Source organism: Nonomuraea sp. ZG12 (assembly GCF_052068115.1).
GTDB lineage: Bacteria > Actinomycetota > Actinomycetes > Streptosporangiales > Streptosporangiaceae > Nonomuraea.
The window spans coordinates 189,061-207,146 of the sequence record NZ_JBQHCW010000013.1; the positions used below are offsets into that span (position 1 = coordinate 189,061).

The window sequence follows — 18,086 nt, forward strand, 5'->3', positions numbered from 1 at the left end:
CACCCCGCTCTGGGCCGCCGAGAACTGAGAGGAGCACCATGTCTTCCCGAGCAAGGCGCGTCGCGACCCCCCTCGCGGGACTGGTGGCCGTCACCCTGGCCACCGGACTCGTGAGCGACGTCGCGGCGAGCGCCACCGCACCCCCGGATGTCGTGTCGCAGCCCGCGGCCACCCCCGCTGAGCAGGCGGTCCAGTTCTGGACACCTGAGCGGATCAGGCGGGCCACGGACCACGACGACGGCATCGACATGCGTTCCCGAGGCGTCAGGGGCGGCGATTCCGTCCCCGACGGCCCGGCCGGAGCCGTTCCCCCGAGCGGCGAGCAGAGAAAGACCGAGAAGGCCAGGAAGGTCGACCTGCCGAACACCGTCGGCCGGGTGTTCTTCACCCTGCCGAGAACGGACCCGCGCAACCCGAAGAACTGGAGGTACTGCTCGGCGACCTCGGTGCAGGGTAAGTACCGCAACCTGGTGGCCACGTCGGCGCACTGCGTCTACGACATCGGGCAGAACGCCTTCTACACCAACTGGATCTTCATTCCGTCCTACCGGGACGGGGATGGAAGGGCGCCGTACGGCATCTACGCGGCCAGGACGTTCAACGCGCACGACGACTTCGTGGTGCGCGAGGACTTCGACTTCGACTATGCCTTCGTCAACGTCCACAACGGCATCAAGGTCACCAGGGCGAAGACCTACGGCCAGTGGCGCCGGCAGGTCGCGAACGTCGGCCGGCTGGGTGACAACGTGGGCGGCCAGGGCTTCACCTGGAACCGCGACCCCAAGGTGAAGGTCTTCTCCTTCGGCTATCCGGCGGGTGAGCACCCCGACGGCGACCGGCCGTTCAGTGGCCGCACGATGAAGTGGTGCCACGGCAGGACGACCCCGATGCCGGCCGCGCCGAAGTACGACCTACAGGAGCACGTCGGCGTCAGGTGCGCCTTCACCGCCGGCGCCGGCGGCGGACCGTTCCTCTACGGCTACCGGAGCTCGACCCGCACCGGTTACCTGATCGGTGTCAACAGCGTCGCGTGGGACACCGACGGCAACGACCGCTACGACCACATTTCGTCGCCGTACTTCAACACCGACACCTACAAGGTCTACAAGGCCGCCGCCAATCGCTGGACCGGCAACATGTCGTAACCACGGATGGCAGCCGAAGGCCCCGGATCCCGCCGGACCGGGGCCTTCGGGCATTCATGATCGCTAAAGGCAAAGCAAGATCGACAAGATCCGTTCGACAGACGTACCACCACGAAAGCCGCACCAGAAACAACCGTCCATTCACGTCCCCCAGGGGGTCCGTGACCTGCGGCGACGTCTGTCCTATAGGATCATTGACCGGCGGGCGCGGCGAGACGCTTGACGCGGTCCTTATAGGCCGCGGTCCACGCTGACCAGATAACAAATGCCTATCCCAGCTGCAATAGACCAGTCGATCTGGAAAAATCCACCGTTACGACCTCAGAAAGGCAATTCATGATCCCCCGGGCCAGGCACCTGGCAGCAGCCGCGCTCAGCGGCGCGCTGTTGATGCTGCCTGCCTTCGCGGGGGTGTCGGACGCCTCGGTGGCCACCAAGATCGCGGACACCTCGGCCGCCTCCAAGGTCTACAAGGTGATGCTCACCAAGACCAGGGCGGACGTGCAGCAGGTCGCCAACTACTGGAAGCCGGAGCAGCTCAAGAAGGCCGACAGCTACAGTCCCGCCACGCCGAGTTCGAAACCCGCCCCGGCGGCGAAGGCGGCCTCGGGGGGCGCCGTCAACGCGCCGAGCACGGCCGCCGCATCGGCACTGCGGACCTCCCAGGCGGCGCCGCCCGCCGCGCCCAACAAGGGCACGGCCAGGACCATGGGGAAGGTGTTCTTCCGCTTCGGCAGCAAGGAGTACTGGTGCTCGGCCAGCTCCGTATCGGCCAAGAACCACAGCGTGGTCGCCACGGCCGCCCACTGCGCCTACGACGCGCGGCAGGGCAACGCCGCCGCATACTGGATCTTCGTTCCCAATCCGGGCGCCAACGGTGAGACACCCGACGGCATCTACGTCGGCTCCTCGATCAGCATGCACGAGGACTGGCCGGGCAAGAACGACTACGACTACGACTACGCGTTCGTGACCGTGCACCGCGGCTTCACCTGGCAGAAGCAGGGCGCCAAGTACGTCGCCAAGGACGTCGGCCAGCTGCAGGACAACGTCGGCGGCCTGGGCCTGGAGCTCAGCAGAAGGTCTCCGCTCAGCAAGATCTACGCGTTCGGCTACGCGGCCGGTCCACAGCCCGACGGCAGTCAGCCGTTCAACGGCGTGGCGCTGCAGCCCTGCGTGGGCGGCACCCGAAAGGCCGTGGCCCCCGCCCTCGACCTCAACTTCGGCGTCCAGCTCGCCCCCTGCAACTTCAGCAAGGGCGCCAGCGGCGGGCCGTGGGTCTACAACTGGCAGGCGGACAAGAAGCTCGGCAATCTGATCGGCGTCAACAGCCTGACCTGGAACACTGACGCCAAGGGCGAGTTCGACGCGGTGTCCTCGCCGTACTTCAGCGTCGTCACCGGAGAGGCCTACCGGCACGCCGCCGCACAGACCACTCCGACAAATGTGATGTAGCTCATACGTCACTCGCCGGTCACGCGCGGTGATCAGCTTCGATCCACATCTCGGGACGATCACGACGGCCCTCTCGCCGTTGACATGATCCAGTGAGCCGCCACGCGGTCACAGTCAGCGCTGTACGGTTCCGGCTGTCCGTTCGCTGACCTTCGGGGCGCACGAAGGCGCCGCGTCAGCTAAAGGAAAAAGCCTGGAGATGTTTGTGAAGCGAATCCTCCTTCCCGTTGGTGGCGCCGCCCTGGCGACCGGCCTGCTCACGACCGGTCTGACGGGCGCCGTACAGGCCGCCGGCGATGTGGCGACCGACCCGATGGCCAGGAACACCAGCCAGGCCGCCTCCGTCGCATCGTTCTGGCTCGCCTCCAACGGCGCGGCGCTCCGCCGGGCCACGGCCTACACCTGGGATTCCAACCAGGTGAGGAAGGTCGTCTCCAAGGGCGGCTACAACCCCGACGGCCGTCCCGGCAGCACCGCCCCCGGCGGCTCCGAGCGGTCCTCGTCCAACTCCCAGAACGTGAACCTGCCCAAGACGGTCGGCAAGGTGTTCTTCGTCGACGGCTCCGGCAAGTTCCGCTGGTGCTCGGCCACGTCGATCCAGTCGAACTACCGCAACCTGGTCGCCACGGCCGGGCACTGCGTGTACGACACCGACACCAACACCGCGCTGCTGGACAACTGGGTCTTCGTGCCCGGTTACTACGAGGGCAAGACCCCGTGGGGCATCTACGTCGGCAAGACGGCTTTCACCCACCAAGACTTCGACGTCTACGAGGACTACGACCGCGACTACGCGTTCGTCACCGTCTACAACGGCATCCAGTTCAACGGCGTCAAGCGGGTGAGCAGCCGCGACTACAAGCGCTTCAGCGGTCCCAAGCGCTCCTGGGGCGGCAAGCACTACATCCTGCTGTCCAAGGACGTGGGCCGGCTCGGCGACAACGTCGGCGGCCAGGGCTTCTCCTGGAACCAGGCCTCCAACCGGACGGTCCGCACCTTCGGCTACCCCTCGGCGCCGCACCCCGACGGCAACAAGCCCTACAGCGGCGTCACGCCGAAGCACTGCTACGGCCGGACCACCGCGAAGACGGTCGGCGCCCCCTGGCTCAAGATCCAGGAGCACATCGGCCTCAAGTGCGCCGTGACCCCCGGCTTCGACGGCGCTCCCTGGCTGACGCAGTACAGCAACGGCAGGCGCCTCGGCTACGTCAACGGCGTCGCCAGCACCTTCGCCGACCAGGACGGCAACGACCGCATCGACTACATCACCTCGCCGTACTTCGACGGTGAGACCGCGGCGGTCTACGAGGCCGCCAGGAACGTGTGGTCCGGCAAGATCGTCGGCCCGAAGGGCGAGCTCTACAAGTAGCGCACCCTTGAAGGGGGGTCCGGCTTCGGCCGGGCCCCCCTTTTTTGACCCCAGAGCCCGAACCTGAACGTTCCCTGTGAAGATCGAGCAGACTTAGACGGAGTAGAGGCAAATCCGGTTCCTGTGATCTAAGTCACATTTGCTGTGTCGATGCTTCGCATCCAAGAGCTAACGGAACTTTCGTCCCATCCATCACAGCCCCGGCATACCCTGCACAGACGCGCCCGAACGATCACTTACCGCTTTCACCCCTGACATGTAACGAAATGGTCACGGCCATTGGGGTTCATGCCGAAGCCTCCACAACGGCTTTCACCTGCGGAGATCACCGCGCTATGTTCCTTGCTATCCCTTTACTGACGCATGGGCCGCATGTTGCGGCCCACGACAGACCAAGGAGCAGTTCCCTTGAAGCGCATCCTCATTCCCGCCGGTGGCGCCATCCTGGCCACCGGCATGCTGGCCGTCGGTCTGACGGGCACGGCCACGGCCACGACCGCCCCGGACATCGCCAAGGACCCGATGGCGACGAGCAAGTCCAACGCGCAGGCCATCGCTGACTACTGGGCGGCTTCCAACGGTGCTGCCCTGAAGGCCGCGAAGGAGTCGAACGTCTGGAGCCACAACGACGTCTCCAAGCTCCAGAGCAAGGGCGGTTACAGCTCCGACACCAAGCCGGGCAGCACCAAGCCCATCGGCGAGGAGAAGAAGAGCTCGTCCAAGTCGCAGAACGTCAACATGCCGAAGACCATCGGCAAGGTGTTCTTCGTCAACAAGAAGGGCGAGCGCAAGTGGTGCTCCGCCACTTCGATCCAGTCCAAGTACCGCAACCTGGTGGCCACCGCCGGCCACTGTGTGTACGACACCTCCGGTAACACGGACGTCATGGACAAGTGGGTCTTCGTCCCGGGCTACTACCAGGGCAAGGCTCCGTGGGGCATCTACGTCGGCAAGACGGCGTACACGCACTACGACTTCGAGGTGTACGAGGACTACGACCGCGACTACGCGTTCGTGGCCGTCCACAACGGCGTCAAGATCGGCGGCGGCACCGCCGAGAAGGTCAGCAAGGCCGAGTGGGACAAGTTCGACGGCGTCAAGACCGCCAAGGACGTGGAGATCTCCGAAGCCGAGTACCAGAAGTGCAAGGACTACCACGGCGGTGAGACTCCGGACTGCTGGGCGAAGGCCTCCAAGAATCAGGACATCGTCGGCCCGGACTACAAGGACAAGGTCAAGGTCCTCAAGGAAGTCTCCAAGGAGCAGTACACCGACGCCACGACCGGCAAGCACAACGGCAGCAAGGCCCCCCGGGCTACGGTCGTCGAGTACGTCACGCAGTCCCAGTACAAGGCCTACAAGGGCCCGGGCTACCAGAAGATCGACAAGGACGGCAACTTCACCATCACCCACTACTTCCTTAAGTACTGGGTGAAGGAGACCTCGTCGATCAAGTACTACCGGACCGAGTTCTACATCAACAAGGATTTCATCAAGGACGCGGGTCGCCTTGGTGACAACGTCGGCGGCCAGGGCTTCTCGTGGAACCAGCCGACCCAGAAGATCGTCCGCGTGTTCGGCTACCCCGCCGGACCGCACCCCGACGGTCACAAGAACTACACCGGCACCACGCCGAAGTGGTGCTACGGCAAGACCACGAAGAAGCTGGTGGGGTCGGCCGCCAAGAAGATCGAGGAGCACGTCGCGCTCAAGTGTGCGATGACCGAGGGCGCCGACGGCGGCCCCTGGCTCCTCAACTACAGCAACTCCAAGCGTCTCGGCTACGTGAACGGTGTCACCAGCACCTTTAACGACCAGGACAACAACAACCGCGTTGACTACATCTCCTCGCCGTACTTCGACGGCGAGACCAACACGGTCTACAAGGCGGCCGCCAACGTGTGGTCCGGCAAGATCGTCTAGTCACGCTGAGCGATCGGTTTCACCGCAGCGTCACCCGTTAGACCCCGAAGGGCCCGGCACCGCCGGGCCCTTCGGCTGCTTCCGAGCCCGAATGTGAAGTCGTTTGGACGCATGGCGGCCCGATACGGTGCCATCAAGCCACTGTGATCTGCATCACATCAATCACGCGGGTGGAGCCGGCGGGACACTGCCGACCCTGTCGTCACACTAACAACACCCTTATGTTGATCTGCGGAGATGCGCCCTCCGCCCCCTTTGCCCGCCTCATCCGCAACGGCTGGCTAAACATCACGGAACGGTCACGCCCGCCTTGTCCCATCTTTTCCTGGCAAAGCGGCTACCCGACTTCAAGATCCACACTGTATGTTCCTGGCTATCCCTTTACTGACGCATGGGACGCAGAAAGCGTTCCACGACAGAGCAAGGAGTTACCTTGAAGCGCATCCTCCTCCCCGCCGGTGGCGCCATTCTGGCCACCGGTCTGCTGGCCGCCGGCCTGGCCGGTACCGCCAACGCCAACTCGGTCCCCGACTGGGCGTCGGACACCATGGCCAAGGACGCCCCTGCCGCTCAGGCAGTGGTCGACTTCTGGTTCGCGGCCAACGGGCACACCAACAACCTCGCCAAGGCGACTCCCTACACCTGGGAGACCAAGGCCACCTCGAAGCTCAAGGTCAGCGGCGGCTATACGCCCGACACCAAGGCTAACGAGATCAAGCCGATCGGCGAGGAGACGAAGGTCGCCTCGAAGACCAAGAACATCAACCTGCCGAAGACCATCGGCAAGGTGTTCTTCGTCAACGACAAGGGCGACCTGAAGTGGTGCTCCGGCACCTCGATCCAGGGCAAGTACAAGAACCTGGTCGCGACCGCCGGTCACTGCGTCTACGACGACGACAAGAACGCCAGCGTCATGGACAAGTGGGTGTTCGTCCCGGGTTACTACCAGGGCAAGACCCCGTTCGGCATCTACGTCGGCAAGACCGCCTTCACGCACTACGACTTCTCGGTGTACAACGACCGCGACCGCGACTACGCGTTCGTGACCGTGTACAACGGCGTCCAGCCTGGCGGCGGCACCCCCACCAAGGTGACCAAGGCCGAGTTTGACAAGCACAATGGCGTCAAGTTCGACAAGGCTCACGCCATCACCGAAGCCGAGTACAAGAAGTGCGTGGACTACAACGGTGGCGAGACCGCCGACTGCTGGGCCAAGACCACGGACCTGAGTGACCTTGCCGGCGCGAAGACGCCTGGCGCTGTTGCGGTGCGCAAGGAAGTTACCAAGGCGCAGTACGACGCAGCTCCTCCGTTCAACAAGGAGAACGAGTTCAAGAACGGCCGTCAGTCTTCGCTGGCGCCTGTCACCGAGTACGTGACCGCGTCGCAGTACGCGGCCTACAAGGGCCCGGGCTACCAGAAGATCGACAAGGACGGCAACTTCACCATCACCCACTACAACGTGGTGTACTGGGTGAAGAAGGACACCAAGGTCGAGTACCTTCGGTCCGAGTTCTACATCGTCAAGGATGTCAACAAGGACCTTGGCGCGCTCGGCAACAACGTCGGTGGCCAGGGTGTCTCCTGGAACCAGAAGACCGGTGGCAAGGTCTTCGTCTTCGGTTACCCGGCCGACGCCCACAAGGACGGCCACAAGGCCTACACCGGTGTCACGCCGAAGTGGTGCTACGGCGCCACCTCTGGCAAGACCTACGCCTCCGCTGCGTACAAGGCTGAGGAGCACATCGCTCTGAAGTGCGCGATGACCCCGGGTGCCGACGGCTCCCCGTGGCTCATCAAGTACAGCAACACCAAGCGTCTGGGCTACGTCAACGGCGTCACCAGCATCTTCCACGACCAGGACGGCAACGACCGTTACGACTACAGCTCCTCGCCGTACTTCGACGGTGAGACCGCTACGGTCTACAACCAGGCTGCCAACACCTGGTCGGGCTCGCTCAAGAAGTAGTTCTTAAGCAGCCGCGAGCGCGAGGGTCCAAACCTCGTACTCACTCAGTTTCACCCGAAGGGCTCGGCTTCTGCCGGGCCCTTCGGCCTTTTACCGGACATCCCGAAAGCTCTTAACGGTGTGACCAAAGTGACGATAGGGTTCTAACACCCCTTTTGTTAATGTTGTGGAGTCTTCCAGTGAAGCGCCTGCTCATCCCCCTCACCGCCACTGCCCTGAGCGCTGCCGCTCTCGCCGTGCCCGCCAGCGCGGCGGCCCCCACCTGGGCGTCCGACCCCCTCGCCCCCAAGCCCGCTGACGGCTACAGCAACGCCAACTTCTGGCTCGACGCCAACGGCGCCGCCCTCCGCAAGGCCACTCAGTACCACTGGGACGCCAAGGCAGTGAACAAGGTCGTCGTCGCCAAGGCCGGCGACCAGCCGGATGACGGCAAGCCCGGCTCGACCGCCCCCGCGACCAACGCACCGGCCGGCACCAAGGTCAAGAACGTCAACCTGCCGCGCACCATCGGCAAGGTGTTCTTCCTCGACAACAAGGGCGAATACCACTGGTGCTCCGCCACCTCCATCCAGTCGAGGCACCGCAACCTGGTCGCCACCGCGGGGCACTGCGTCTTCGAGAACGGCAAGGACGACGTCTACGACAAGTGGGTGTTCGTCCCCGGCTACTACCAGGGCAAGGCCCCCTGGGGCGTCTACGCGGGCGCCTACGCCTTCACGGCCTACGACCTGGACACCTACGACGACTACGACGGCGACTTCGCCTTCGTCGCGGTGCACAACGGCTTCCGGTTCAACGGCCAGAAGCAGGTCGGCAAGGCCGAGTACGACAAGTGGACCGGCGACAAGTGGGTCAAGGACGTCGCCATCGACGCGGCCACGTACCAGAAGTGCGTCGACCTCAACGGCGGCGAGACCGCCGACTGCTGGGCCAAGCTCTCGACGACCTCCGACATCGTCGGCCCGGATTACAAGGGTGACAAGAAGAGGGCCTACAAGGAAGTCGAGAAGGAGCAGTTCGACAAGGCTCCCAAGGGTGACGGCAACGGCACCCAGGCCGCCGACAAGTTGGTCGTCGACCACGTCACCCAAAGTGAGTACAAGGCGTACAAGGGCCCCGGCTACCAGAAGATCGACGCGCAGGGCAACTTCACCATCACCCACTACTTCCTGAAGTACTGGGTGAAGGAGACCGCGAAGACGGACTACCTCAGGACGACCTTCTACGTCGGCCTGGCCAAGGACACCGGTCGCCTGGGCGATGCGGTCGGCGGCCAGGGCGTCGCCTGGAACCAGCCTCTGGGCCAGAAGGTCACCGTCTTCGGCTACCCGGGCGAGCCGCACCCCGACGGCCACAAGGCCTTCACCGGTGTGACGCCCAAGTGGTGCTACGGCAAGACCGGCACCAAGACGTACCAGGCGAACACGTTCCGCGTCGAGACGCACCAGGTGCTCAAGTGCTCGATGACCGGCGGCGCGGACGGCGGCCCGTGGCTGCTGCGCTACAGCAACAGCAAGCGCACCGGTTACCTCAACGGCGTGACGAGCATGTTCCACGACCAGGACGGCAACGACCGGGTGGACACCATCAGCTCCCCCTACTTCGACGGTGAGGTGGCCGACGTGTACAACAAGGCCAACTACGCCGAGACGAAGCCGGTCGTCGGCCCGAACGGCGAGCTCCTCAAGTAGCCGCGCAGGAGCCCGTCACCACGCGAGGTGACGGGCTCCACGCATGCTCAGACGGCGACCAGCTCCCGGGTCCGCTCGTTCAGCGCCACCACCGCGGGCTCGTTCCGGTACGGCTCCAGCCGCCTGCGCAGGTCGGCCACGTAGGACCGGGACCGCGCGGACTGCAGCTCGCCGGCGAGCGTCAACGCCCCCACCGCGACCGTGCAGGCCTCCTCCAGCTCACCGCACTGCAGCAGCCCCGCCGTCAGCAGCGACAGGTTGAACATCCGGCCCCGTACGTACCGCCCGTCCATGTCGAGGGAGCGCCGGGCCTGCCGTACGGTGCGCTCGCCCTCGCCGAGGTCGCGGAAGCAGTGGGCGAACTTCGCCGCCAGGTAGGCCTCGTCGAAGTAGCTCAGCCAGCGGGGCTCGTCGGCGGGGCTGCGGGCGTCGAAGGCGCGTTCGGCCTCGTGCAGCGAGTGGCCGCAGGAGCGGGCGTCGCCGAGCCCGGCGTGGGCGTGCGCCTCCAGGACGTGGCTGGAGGCGAGCAGGGTGGGGACGCCGGCCCGGCGGGCGGCGAGCTGGGCGGCGCGCGCCAGGTCGAGCGCGTGGGCCAGCTGGCCCATGTAGATGGCCTGGTGGGCCATGCCGGCCAGGATCTCCCCGCCGAGCGCGTGGTCGTCGGCGCCTCTGGCCAGGCGCAGGGCCTGGATGAGGTAACGCTGGGCGAGGCCGTGCTGCTCCAGGTCGTACGCCATCCAGCCGGCGAGCCTGGTGAGCTCGGCAGCGGCGGCGGCGAGCCGGCGGCCGGTGCTGTCGCCGTAGGAGCCGTCTCTGAGCAGCGGGGTCACCGCGGTGTCGAGGTATTTGACGACCGAGGAGCGGACCCGCCCGCTGCCGAACCGGTTGTCGAGCTCGCCGAAGGAGCGGGTGACCTCGTGCACGGCGGCGATGTCCGCTCTGCCCACCCGGCGCGCGCCCGTACTGCTGGGCCGTCCTTCAGGCGGGGACGTGAGCCATCGCACGGCCCCCACCGAGCCCGCGCCTATCGCGAACGTCGAGTCGATCAGGAACCTTCGCCGCTCCACGTCGGCCCGCCACAGCGCTGTCACGGTCCTGACCCCCTCCTGCCACGTGTGCGTGAACTCCTGCCCGAGATCGAGGGGTGTCGTGATGGCGGACATGCCGAGATCCTCCGCCGTCACGGGCCTGCCGAGTCGTAGGGCGAATATCTCTGTGAGGAGGCAGGGCACCGGGTCTCTCGGCCGCTGACCGCCGATCCAGCGCAGCACGGAGCTGTGGTCGTACTTCAGGCCGGGGGTGCCGCGCGCGGCGCCCAGGTCGTTGAGGCGCCTGGCCAGTCCCTTGTGGGAGAAGCCCGCCTCCGCGATGAGCTGCTGCAGCTGTCGGTTGGGCTCGCGTTCCATCGCTCTCCTCATGGCAGGAGTCGGGGGCGCCCGCATCCTTACAGAGAGCTCTTTTTATAGCACGGGGAGTTAGCGGAATTGAGAGATTCCCGGTGCCGTCTTGAACTGTCCTTGGGGATACGGGACCGCGTCTTCCTGCCCGGAGAGAGGCCTTTCAGTCCTTCGTACGGGCCACGCCGTCGGCCCTGGCCTGAGCGGCGACAGCCGCCGTGACCGCGGGGGCGACGCGCTCGTCGAAGGGGCTCGGGATGACGTACTCGGCGGTGAGGTCGTCACCCACGACGGCGGCCAGCGCGTTGGCGGCGGCCACCTTCATGTTCTCGGTGATCGTGGTGGCCCTGACGTCCAGCGCGCCCCTGAAGACACCGGGGAAGGCCAGGACGTTGTTGATCTGGTTGGGGTAGTCGGAGCGGCCGGTGGCGACCACCGCGGCGTGCCGGGCGGCGACCTCGGGGAGGACTTCGGGCGTGGGGTTGGACAGGGCGAAGACGATGGCGTCGTCGGCCATCGCGGCGATGGTCTGCTCGGTGACGGTCGAACCCGACAGGCCCACGAACACGTCGGCGCCCACCAGGGCCTCTTCGGTGGAGCCGGTGTGGCCCGCCTTGTTGGTGTCACGCGCCAGGGCCTGCTTGACGGGGTTGAGGCCTTCCCTGCCGTCGTAGATCAGGCCCTTGGAGTCGGCCACCGCGATGTCGCCGATGCCGGCCTCCAGCAGGATGCGGGCGACCGCGACGCCCGCGGCGCCGGCGCCGGCCACCACGGCGCGCAGGTCGCCCAGGGTGCGGCCGGTGAGGCGCGCGGCGTTCCGCAGGGCGGCGAGCACGACGATGGCGGTGCCGTGCTGGTCGTCGTGGAAGACCGGGATGTCGAGCAGCTCGCGGAGCCTGGACTCGACCTCGAAGCAGCGCGGCGCGCTGATGTCCTCCAGGTTGATGCCGCCGAACGAGGGCGCGAGCCGGGCCACGGTCTCCACCAGCTCGTCGACGTCGGTGCAGGCCAGGCAGAGAGGGACGGCGTTGACGCCGCCGAACTCCTTGAACAGCAGGGCCTTGCCCTCCATGACCGGCATGGCGGCGGCGGGCCCGATGTCGCCGAGGCCGAGGACTGCGGTGCCGTCGGTGATGACGGCCACCACGTTGGAGACCCAGGTGTAGTCGTCGGCCAGCGCCGGCGTCTCGGCGATGGCGGTGCAGACGCGGGCCACCCCGGGGGTGTAGGCGAGCGACAGGTCACCGGCGTCGCGGACCGACACGGTGGAGCGGACTTCGAGCTTTCCCCCGCGGTGCAGGGCGAAGGCAGGATCTTGATCGAGAGCGGGTGTCATGGACACAGAACCCCAGTAGTTCAGCGGACGGAAGAGACCTTCGGAAGACACTCGAGAGGCCTGGCTTCGGTAGCCGCCAGGTTCCCCTCGTCGATCGTCTCGTTGAGGGGGTTACGGGGGTCACCCGTTCCCCCATCCTGCCACATGCTGAGACGGCCTCCGGTATCGAGGCCGACGCTGATCCGTTGACGCATTGTTAAATGGCAGATGACGGACCGCTGCTAAAACCCATCTAAACTGCACAAAACTCAACTTTCGTGGCATATCACTTGAGGAGGCCTCTCATGGCCCTCTGGCCCTTGACACGCCGCGGCTCCGCCGCCGGCGCGCTCGCCCTGACCGCCGCCCTGGCACTGACCGCCTGCGGCGGCGACACCGGAGGCTCGAGTACGACCTCCGCCAGTGCCACCGCCTCGGCCGCCGGTGGCGCACAACTGGTCAAGCCCGGCAAGCTCACTGTCTGCACGAACATCCCGTACGAGCCGTTCCAGTTCAAGGACGCCAGCGGCAAGATCGTCGGGTTCGACGTGGACATCGTTGACCTGGCCGCCAAGAAGCTCGGCGTCCAGCAGGAGATCGTGGACATCGACTTCGCCGTCATCAAGAGCGGCGCCGCCATGGCCGCCAAGAAGTGCGACGTGGCCGCCGCCGGCATGACGATCACTCCCGAGCGCCAGCAGAACATCGACTTCTCGGTCCCGTACTTCGACGCCACGCAGGCCCTGCTGGCCAAGAAGGGCACCGGCGCCACCTCCCTGGAGGACGTCAAGGCCAAGAACCTCAAGCTCGGCGCGCAGGCCAGCACCACCGGCCTCGACTACGTCAAGAAGCAGGGCTTCGACCCGGTGGAGTACGCCGACTCGGCCAAGGAGCTCCTGGCCCTGCAGTCCGGCCAGGCCGACGTGATCGTCCAGGACCTCCCCGTGGTGCTCACCTGGCTGAAGAAGTCGGACGTCGCGGAGAAGTTCGAGGTGATCGCCAGCCTCGACACCGGCGAGCAGTACGGCATCGGCCTCAAGAAGGGCGCCGACCCGGTCCTGCTCAAGACGATCAACGACGAGATCACCAAGGCCAAGTCCGACGGCACCTATGACGAGATCTTCGTCAAGTGGTTCGGCAAGAAGCCCGGCGAGCTGGGCTGATCCATGGCGGAACTGCCCGGTACGGCTGAGCCGGTACGAGCCCGGCTCAGCCCCCGTAAGAAGCAGCGCATCAGCCGCGGCATCCAGTACGCCCTCCTGATCGCCGCCCTCGTCGGGGTCGTGCTCTACGCCGACTGGCCGAGCCTGGCCCAGAACTTCGCCAAGGTCGACGTGGCGGCCGAGGCCCTGCCCGAGCTGTTCACGATCGCCCTGCGCAACACGATCATCTACACGGTCGGCGGCTTCGTCCTGTCGGCCGTGTTCGGACTGCTGCTCGCGCTGATGCGGCTGTCGACGGTGCGTCCGTACCGGTGGATCTCGTCCATCTACATCGAGATCTTCCGCGGCCTGCCGGCCCTGCTGATCTTCCTGCTGATCACCTTCCTGCCGTTGGCGCTGCCCGGCTTCGTGGTGCCGTTCGGCACCTACGGGCAGGGCATCCTCGGGCTCGGCCTGGTCGGCGCGGCCTACCAGGCGGAGATCTTCAGGGCGGGCCTGCAGGCCGTCCCCCGGGGACAGGTCGAGGCCGCCAGGTCGCTGGGCATGTCGGCTGCCAGGTCGCAGGTCACCGTGGTGATCCCGCAGGCCATCCGGATCGTCATCCCGCCGACCACCAACCAGTTCGTGGCCCTGCTGAAGGACTCCTCCCTGGTCCTGTTCCTGGGCGTCTCCGGTGAGTACGTCGAGCTGGCGAAGTTCGGCAACGACCTGGCCTCCCAGTACGCCAACGCCACGCCCATCATGGTCGCCGGCATCACGTACCTGATCGTCACCATCCCGCTGGGCTACCTCGCGGGACGGCTGGAGAAGCTCAAGGGGACGGGCCGATGACCCACGCCATCGAGATCAAGAACCTGCATAAGCACTTCGGCGCCAACAAGGTGCTCTTGGGCATCGACATGCTGGTCGAGCCCGGCCAGGTGGTGTGCGTGATCGGGCCCTCCGGCTCCGGCAAGTCGACGCTGCTGCGCTGTGTGAACCTGCTGGAGGTGCCGACCAAGGGCCACGTCTACGTCGAGGGCATCGAGGTCACCGACCTGGACGTGGACATCGACGCCGTCAGGCGCCGCATCGGCATGGTGTTCCAGCAGTTCAACCTGTTCCCGCACATGACGGCCCTGCAGAACGTGATGATCGCCCAGCGGCGGGTGCTCAGGCGGTCCAAGCGGGAGGCCGAGGTCGTCGCCAGGGAGAACCTGGAGAAGGTCGGCGTAGGCGACAAGTGCGATTCCTTCCCCGCCCAGCTCTCCGGCGGCCAGCAGCAGCGGGTGGCCATCGCCAGGGCGCTGGCGATGAACCCGGACCTGATGCTGTTCGACGAGCCCACCTCGGCGCTCGACCCGGAGCTGGTCGGCGACGTGCTCGCCGTCATGCGCAAGCTGGCGGAGGAGGGCATGACCATGCTCGTCGTCACACACGAGATGGGCTTCGCCCGCGAGGTGGCCGACCGGGTGGTCTTCATGGACGGCGGCGTCATCGTCGAGGACGGGCCGCCCAGTCAGGTGATCGGCGACCCCCAGCACGAACGCACCCGCTCCTTCCTCCACCGCGTCCTGCACCCCGAGGGATGACGACCGGGGCGTCCCGTTTCGGGGCGCCCCTGTTCTCGTGTAATACTCCGGCATGGACCTGACCTCTTACGCCGAGTGGGCGGTCCGCCTGGTCAACGATCCCGCCGCACCGCCCGAGCTCCAGCCGCTCCGGGCGGAGCTGGCCGCGGTGTTCGACGCCGGCGACGGCGCGACGGTGGCCGGCCTGCTCAACGCGCTGCTCTCCCGCTATCCGGTACGCCCTCAGCTGACGGACCACGACGGGCACTGGCATCTGCACCTGGCGGATCAGACCGGCGCCGCGGCCGTGATGGGCCTGGCCGCGGTCGTCGCCGAGCTGGGCGCCGAGCGGCTGGGCCGCTGCCTGGACCCCCGGTGCGCACGCGCCTTCCTCGACACCTCCTCCAACCGCTCGCGCCGCTACTGCTCGACGCGCTGCGCCAGCCGGGCCAACGTGGCCGCCTACCGGGCGCGCCGCCGCCAGTGACGCAGTGGCCGGTGACGCAGCGGCCAGTAACGCAGCACGACCCGCCCGACCAGCTCGGGGACCGCGCCGAAGTCCCAGCTGTCGCGGCGGCCCGAGGCGCGCTGGTTGTCGCTCTCCAGCCACCAGCCGTCCTCGCCCTGCCAGGCGGCCCGCTTGACGATCAGCCGGTCCGGCTCGCCGGGCAGCCTGGCCACCACGAGGTCGCCGGGACGCACCCGGGCGCCACGCCGGACCAGGAGCCAGTCTCCGGGCAGCAGCGCCGGACGCATCGAGTCGCCCTCGACACGCACTCTCATGGCTGTGACCCCCTCCTCCGAAGGCGTTTCAACGCGAGTAAGGTCGGTACTTGGACCAAGCTGATTCGGCATCAAGGAAGGATTTTCTGATGCTCGCACGACTGCTACGACCCAAGCATGTCGCTTCCGCCCACTGCGACCTGCCCTGCGGTGTCTACGACCCCGCTCAGGCCCGGATCGAGGCGGAGTCGGTCAAGGCGATCATGGAGAAGTACGCGGGCAACGAGGACCCGGTCTTCCGCGCTCGCGCGATCACCATCAAGGAGGAGCGGGCCGAGCTGGTCAAGCACCACCTCTGGGTGCTCTGGACCGACTACTTCAAGCCGCCGCACCTGGAGCAGTACCCCCAGCTTCACCAGCTCTTCTGGGACGCCACGAAGCTGGCCGGCGCTGCGGGTGGCAAGGGGACGGTCGACGTCGCGAAGGCCGAGGATCTCCTGGGCAAGATCGACGAGATCTCCAAGATCTTCTGGGAGACCAAGGCCGCTTAAACCGGCACAAAAGGCTCTGTGCGGCTCCAGACCGCACAGAGCCTTTTCCGTCGATGGCGAGTCTGAATCCGCCAAGCACGTCCCGAGGGCGGTAAGTTGCAGTAGGCGTCTTATACGCGAGGAGGAACGTGACCGAGGAAACCGAGACGCGCACGACAGGCGAGGCCGCCATCCGCGACGTGGTGAGCATCAGGCTCCCCGCCGCCAGCGCCTATCTGTCAGTGTTGCGTACGGCCACGGCCGGGCTGGCAGCCCGGCTGGACTTCACGCTGGACGAGATCGAGGATCTGCGGATCGCGGTCGACGAAGCGTGCGCCATGCTGCTGAGCGAGGCGGTGCCGGGCACCGACCTGACCGCCGAGTTCGAGCTCACGGGCCAGGAGATGCAGGTCCGCGTCGAGGTCGCGACAGTGGGGAGTTCCGCACCGAAACGCGATGATTTCGCCTGGATGGTGCTGACCGCGCTGGCAGACGACGTCGACGCGGTGACCGACTCCCCCGACCGCATGGCGATCGTCCTGCGTAAGCGCCGAGGCGTGGCGAGGTCGGCGTGACGGAAGGGACTGGAGCCATGGCCACCAGCGAACACGCCGTGCCCGACCGGGTGCGTGCTCGCATGCTCTTCGCCGAGCTGTCCGAGCTCGGTCCCGAGGAGCCGCGCCGCCAGCGCATCAGGGACGAGCTGGTCGAGCTTCACCTTCCCCTGGTCGAATACCTGGCCCGCCGCTTCCGTAACCGGGGCGAATGGCTCGACGACCTCACTCAGGTCGCCACCATCGGCCTGATCAAGTCCATCGACCGGTTCGACCTCAACCGCGGCGTCGAGTTCTCCACCTATGCCACGCCCACGATCGTCGGCGAGATCAAGCGCCACTTCCGTGACAAGGGCTGGGCGGTCCGGGTGCCGCGCCGGCTGCAGGAGCTCAAGCTCTCGCTCACCAAGGCGATCAGCGAGCTGTCGCAGCGCGAGGGCCGGGCGCCCACGGTGGCCGAGCTGGCGGCCTACCTCAAGATGACCGAGGAGGAGGTGCTCGAAGGACTGGAGTCGGCCAACGCCTATTCGACCGTGTCCCTCGACGCCCCTGACTCCGGCGACGACGACGCTCCGGCCGTCTCCGACTCGCTCGGCATCGTCGACGAATCGCTAGAGGGGGTCGAATATCGCGAGTCGCTCAAGCCGCTGCTTGAGCGGCTGCCGCCGCGCGAGAAGCGCATCCTGCTGCTGCGGTTCTTCGGCAACATGACCCAGTCGCAGATCGCCACCGAGCTCGGCATCTCACAGATGCACGTGTCGCGGTTGCTCGCCCGCACCCTCGCCCAGCTCCGCGAGGGCCTGACAGCCGACGACTAGGTGTCGTCCCCATAGAGGGCGTGGGTGGTGGGAGGCGCCAGCAGCGTGCCGAGCCCGATCAGGGCGACCACGATCAGCGGGATCCCGATGAGTGGCTGGTCCGACTGGATGAGCGTGACCGCCACGGGGATCATGAAGATCTGGGTCAGCACGCTGGGCGCTCTCCCCCACCGCTCGGCCGCCATCAGCCCGCCCCAGGCCACCCAGAGCAGTCCGGCGCCGATGAGCAGCCCGAACGCCGCCTCGGCCAGCGCGGCCGTCAGGTCGTCCGCCCCGCCGCGCACCGTCTCCACCAGGACGTAGATGCCCAGCCCCGAGGCGATCAGCCCTTCGAGGGCGACGACGAGGGCGGCGGCGATCAGACTCCACGGACGCTTCGACACATCCGAACCCTACCTATGCGCAGGCCCGGTGCGCCGCGCGGCGTCCACAGCGAACCCTCGCAAAATAGGACTTTATCCACAAAGTAGACATCGACCAGCGG

At 66.6% G+C, this 18,086-nt stretch carries 17 protein-coding genes; 13 read left to right on the plus strand and 4 right to left on the minus strand.

The genetic code is table 11. From position 1 onward, the window contains the following. The first annotated feature begins 38 nt into the window (after positions 1 to 38). From ACTMTF_RS30475 to ACTMTF_RS30500, 6 genes are all read left to right on the plus strand, one after another. Positions 39 to 1,145, plus strand: coding sequence for a trypsin-like serine peptidase (locus ACTMTF_RS30475; RefSeq protein ID WP_441113754.1), 1,107 nt, complete (start codon positions 39 to 41; stop codon positions 1,143 to 1,145). 336 nt (positions 1,146 to 1,481) lie between these two features. Continuing rightward, on the plus strand, positions 1,482 to 2,600 hold the full coding sequence (locus tag ACTMTF_RS30480) for a trypsin-like serine peptidase (RefSeq protein WP_441113755.1): 1,119 nt from the start codon (positions 1,482 to 1,484) through the stop codon (positions 2,598 to 2,600). Between the two features lie 199 nt (positions 2,601 to 2,799). Then, the gene (locus ACTMTF_RS30485; RefSeq protein ID WP_441113756.1) at positions 2,800 to 3,969 is read left to right on the plus strand and encodes a trypsin-like serine peptidase; all 1,170 of its coding nucleotides are present in this window, start codon (positions 2,800 to 2,802) and stop codon (positions 3,967 to 3,969) included. Positions 3,970 to 4,377: 408 nt separating this feature from the next. Then, positions 4,378 to 5,892 (plus strand): trypsin-like serine peptidase, encoded by a 1,515-nt coding sequence (locus ACTMTF_RS30490; protein ID WP_441113757.1) that lies wholly within the window; start codon positions 4,378 to 4,380, stop codon positions 5,890 to 5,892. Between the two features lie 433 nt (positions 5,893 to 6,325). Then, positions 6,326 to 7,861, plus strand: a complete 1,536-nt coding sequence (locus ACTMTF_RS30495) for a hypothetical protein (protein ID WP_441113758.1) — start codon at positions 6,326 to 6,328, stop codon at positions 7,859 to 7,861. A 179-nt stretch (positions 7,862 to 8,040) separates the two neighbouring features. Continuing rightward, a complete protein-coding gene (locus ACTMTF_RS30500) occupies positions 8,041 to 9,552 on the plus strand; it encodes a trypsin-like serine peptidase (RefSeq protein WP_441113759.1) in 1,512 nt (503 codons plus the stop codon). A 47-nt stretch (positions 9,553 to 9,599) separates the two neighbouring features. On the opposite strand, the gene ACTMTF_RS30505 is transcribed toward ACTMTF_RS30500, so the two are convergent. Together ACTMTF_RS30505 and ACTMTF_RS30510 are read right to left on the minus strand one after the other, a co-directional pair. Beyond that, a complete protein-coding gene (locus ACTMTF_RS30505) occupies positions 9,600 to 10,958 on the minus strand; it encodes a hypothetical protein (protein WP_441113760.1) in 1,359 nt (452 codons plus the stop codon). 154 nt (positions 10,959 to 11,112) lie between these two features. Beyond that, the gene (locus ACTMTF_RS30510; protein WP_441113761.1) at positions 11,113 to 12,285 is read right to left on the minus strand and encodes an NAD(P)-dependent malic enzyme; all 1,173 of its coding nucleotides are present in this window, start codon (positions 12,283 to 12,285) and stop codon (positions 11,113 to 11,115) included. 284 nt (positions 12,286 to 12,569) lie between these two features. On the opposite strand from ACTMTF_RS30510, the gene ACTMTF_RS30515 reads away from it, so the two are divergent. The 4 genes from ACTMTF_RS30515 to ACTMTF_RS30530 are packed head-to-tail and all read left to right on the plus strand — an operon-like array spanning position 12,570 to position 15,464. Beyond that, a complete protein-coding gene (locus ACTMTF_RS30515) occupies positions 12,570 to 13,427 on the plus strand; it encodes an ABC transporter substrate-binding protein (protein ID WP_441113762.1) in 858 nt (285 codons plus the stop codon). Between the two features lie 3 nt (positions 13,428 to 13,430). Continuing rightward, the gene (locus ACTMTF_RS30520) at positions 13,431 to 14,258 is read left to right on the plus strand and encodes an amino acid ABC transporter permease (protein ID WP_441113763.1); all 828 of its coding nucleotides are present in this window, start codon (positions 13,431 to 13,433) and stop codon (positions 14,256 to 14,258) included. After that, positions 14,255 to 14,998 (plus strand): amino acid ABC transporter ATP-binding protein, encoded by a 744-nt coding sequence (locus ACTMTF_RS30525; RefSeq protein WP_441113764.1) that lies wholly within the window; start codon positions 14,255 to 14,257, stop codon positions 14,996 to 14,998. Before ACTMTF_RS30520 ends, ACTMTF_RS30525 begins: the two co-directional genes overlap by 4 nt. Positions 14,999 to 15,050: 52 nt before the next feature. After that, complete coding sequence (locus ACTMTF_RS30530) at positions 15,051 to 15,464, plus strand: CGNR zinc finger domain-containing protein (RefSeq protein ID WP_397005347.1); 414 nt, start codon at positions 15,051 to 15,053, stop codon at positions 15,462 to 15,464. On the opposite strand, the gene ACTMTF_RS30535 is transcribed toward ACTMTF_RS30530, so the two are convergent. Continuing rightward, positions 15,440 to 15,760 (minus strand): S24 family peptidase, encoded by a 321-nt coding sequence (locus ACTMTF_RS30535; protein WP_441113765.1) that lies wholly within the window; start codon positions 15,758 to 15,760, stop codon positions 15,440 to 15,442. The two genes, ACTMTF_RS30530 and ACTMTF_RS30535, sit on opposite strands and share 25 nt — an antisense overlap. An 89-nt stretch (positions 15,761 to 15,849) precedes the next feature. Here ACTMTF_RS30535 and sodN point away from each other — a divergent pair, with 89 nt between their 5' ends. The 3 genes from sodN (at position 15,850) to ACTMTF_RS30550 (ending at position 17,602) form a co-directional block, all read left to right on the plus strand. Next, entirely contained in the window at positions 15,850 to 16,251 is a 402-nt protein-coding gene (gene sodN, locus ACTMTF_RS30540) for a superoxide dismutase, Ni (RefSeq protein ID WP_397005351.1), read from the plus strand. Between the two features lie 128 nt (positions 16,252 to 16,379). Continuing rightward, the gene (locus ACTMTF_RS30545) at positions 16,380 to 16,805 is read left to right on the plus strand and encodes an anti-sigma factor (protein WP_189136393.1); all 426 of its coding nucleotides are present in this window, start codon (positions 16,380 to 16,382) and stop codon (positions 16,803 to 16,805) included. 17 nt (positions 16,806 to 16,822) lie between these two features. Beyond that, positions 16,823 to 17,602, plus strand: coding sequence for an RNA polymerase sigma factor SigF (locus ACTMTF_RS30550; RefSeq protein WP_397005353.1), 780 nt, complete (start codon positions 16,823 to 16,825; stop codon positions 17,600 to 17,602). On the opposite strand, the gene ACTMTF_RS30555 is transcribed toward ACTMTF_RS30550, so the two are convergent. Beyond that, positions 17,599 to 17,985 carry a hypothetical protein gene (locus tag ACTMTF_RS30555; protein WP_397005355.1) on the minus strand — a complete coding sequence of 129 codons (387 nt, stop codon included), beginning with the start codon at positions 17,983 to 17,985 and terminating at the stop codon, positions 17,599 to 17,601. The two genes, ACTMTF_RS30550 and ACTMTF_RS30555, sit on opposite strands and share 4 nt — an antisense overlap. Positions 17,986 to 18,086: the final 101 nt, after the last annotated feature.

Excerpts from the sequence above, each read along its gene's own strand:
- ACTMTF_RS30515 (WP_441113762.1), top strand. The coding sequence starts at position 12,570 with ATGGCCCTCTGGCCCTTGACACGCCGCGGCTCCGCCGCCGGCGCGCTC.
- ACTMTF_RS30480 (WP_441113755.1), top strand. The coding sequence starts at position 1,482 with ATGATCCCCCGGGCCAGGCACCTGGCAGCAGCCGCGCTCAGCGGCGCG.
- ACTMTF_RS30510 (WP_441113761.1), bottom strand. The coding sequence starts at position 12,285 with ATGACACCCGCTCTCGATCAAGATCCTGCCTTCGCCCTGCACCGCGGG.
- ACTMTF_RS30525 (WP_441113764.1), top strand. The coding sequence starts at position 14,255 with ATGACCCACGCCATCGAGATCAAGAACCTGCATAAGCACTTCGGCGCC.
- ACTMTF_RS30485 (WP_441113756.1), top strand. The coding sequence starts at position 2,800 with ATGTTTGTGAAGCGAATCCTCCTTCCCGTTGGTGGCGCCGCCCTGGCG.
- ACTMTF_RS30535 (WP_441113765.1), bottom strand. The coding sequence starts at position 15,760 with ATGAGAGTGCGTGTCGAGGGCGACTCGATGCGTCCGGCGCTGCTGCCC.
- ACTMTF_RS30550 (WP_397005353.1), top strand. The coding sequence starts at position 16,823 with ATGGCCACCAGCGAACACGCCGTGCCCGACCGGGTGCGTGCTCGCATG.
- ACTMTF_RS30530 (WP_397005347.1), top strand. The coding sequence starts at position 15,051 with ATGGACCTGACCTCTTACGCCGAGTGGGCGGTCCGCCTGGTCAACGAT.
- ACTMTF_RS30505 (WP_441113760.1), bottom strand. The coding sequence starts at position 10,958 with ATGGAACGCGAGCCCAACCGACAGCTGCAGCAGCTCATCGCGGAGGCG.
- sodN (WP_397005351.1), top strand. The coding sequence starts at position 15,850 with ATGCTCGCACGACTGCTACGACCCAAGCATGTCGCTTCCGCCCACTGC.
- ACTMTF_RS30520 (WP_441113763.1), top strand. The coding sequence starts at position 13,431 with ATGGCGGAACTGCCCGGTACGGCTGAGCCGGTACGAGCCCGGCTCAGC.
- ACTMTF_RS30475 (WP_441113754.1), top strand. The coding sequence starts at position 39 with ATGTCTTCCCGAGCAAGGCGCGTCGCGACCCCCCTCGCGGGACTGGTG.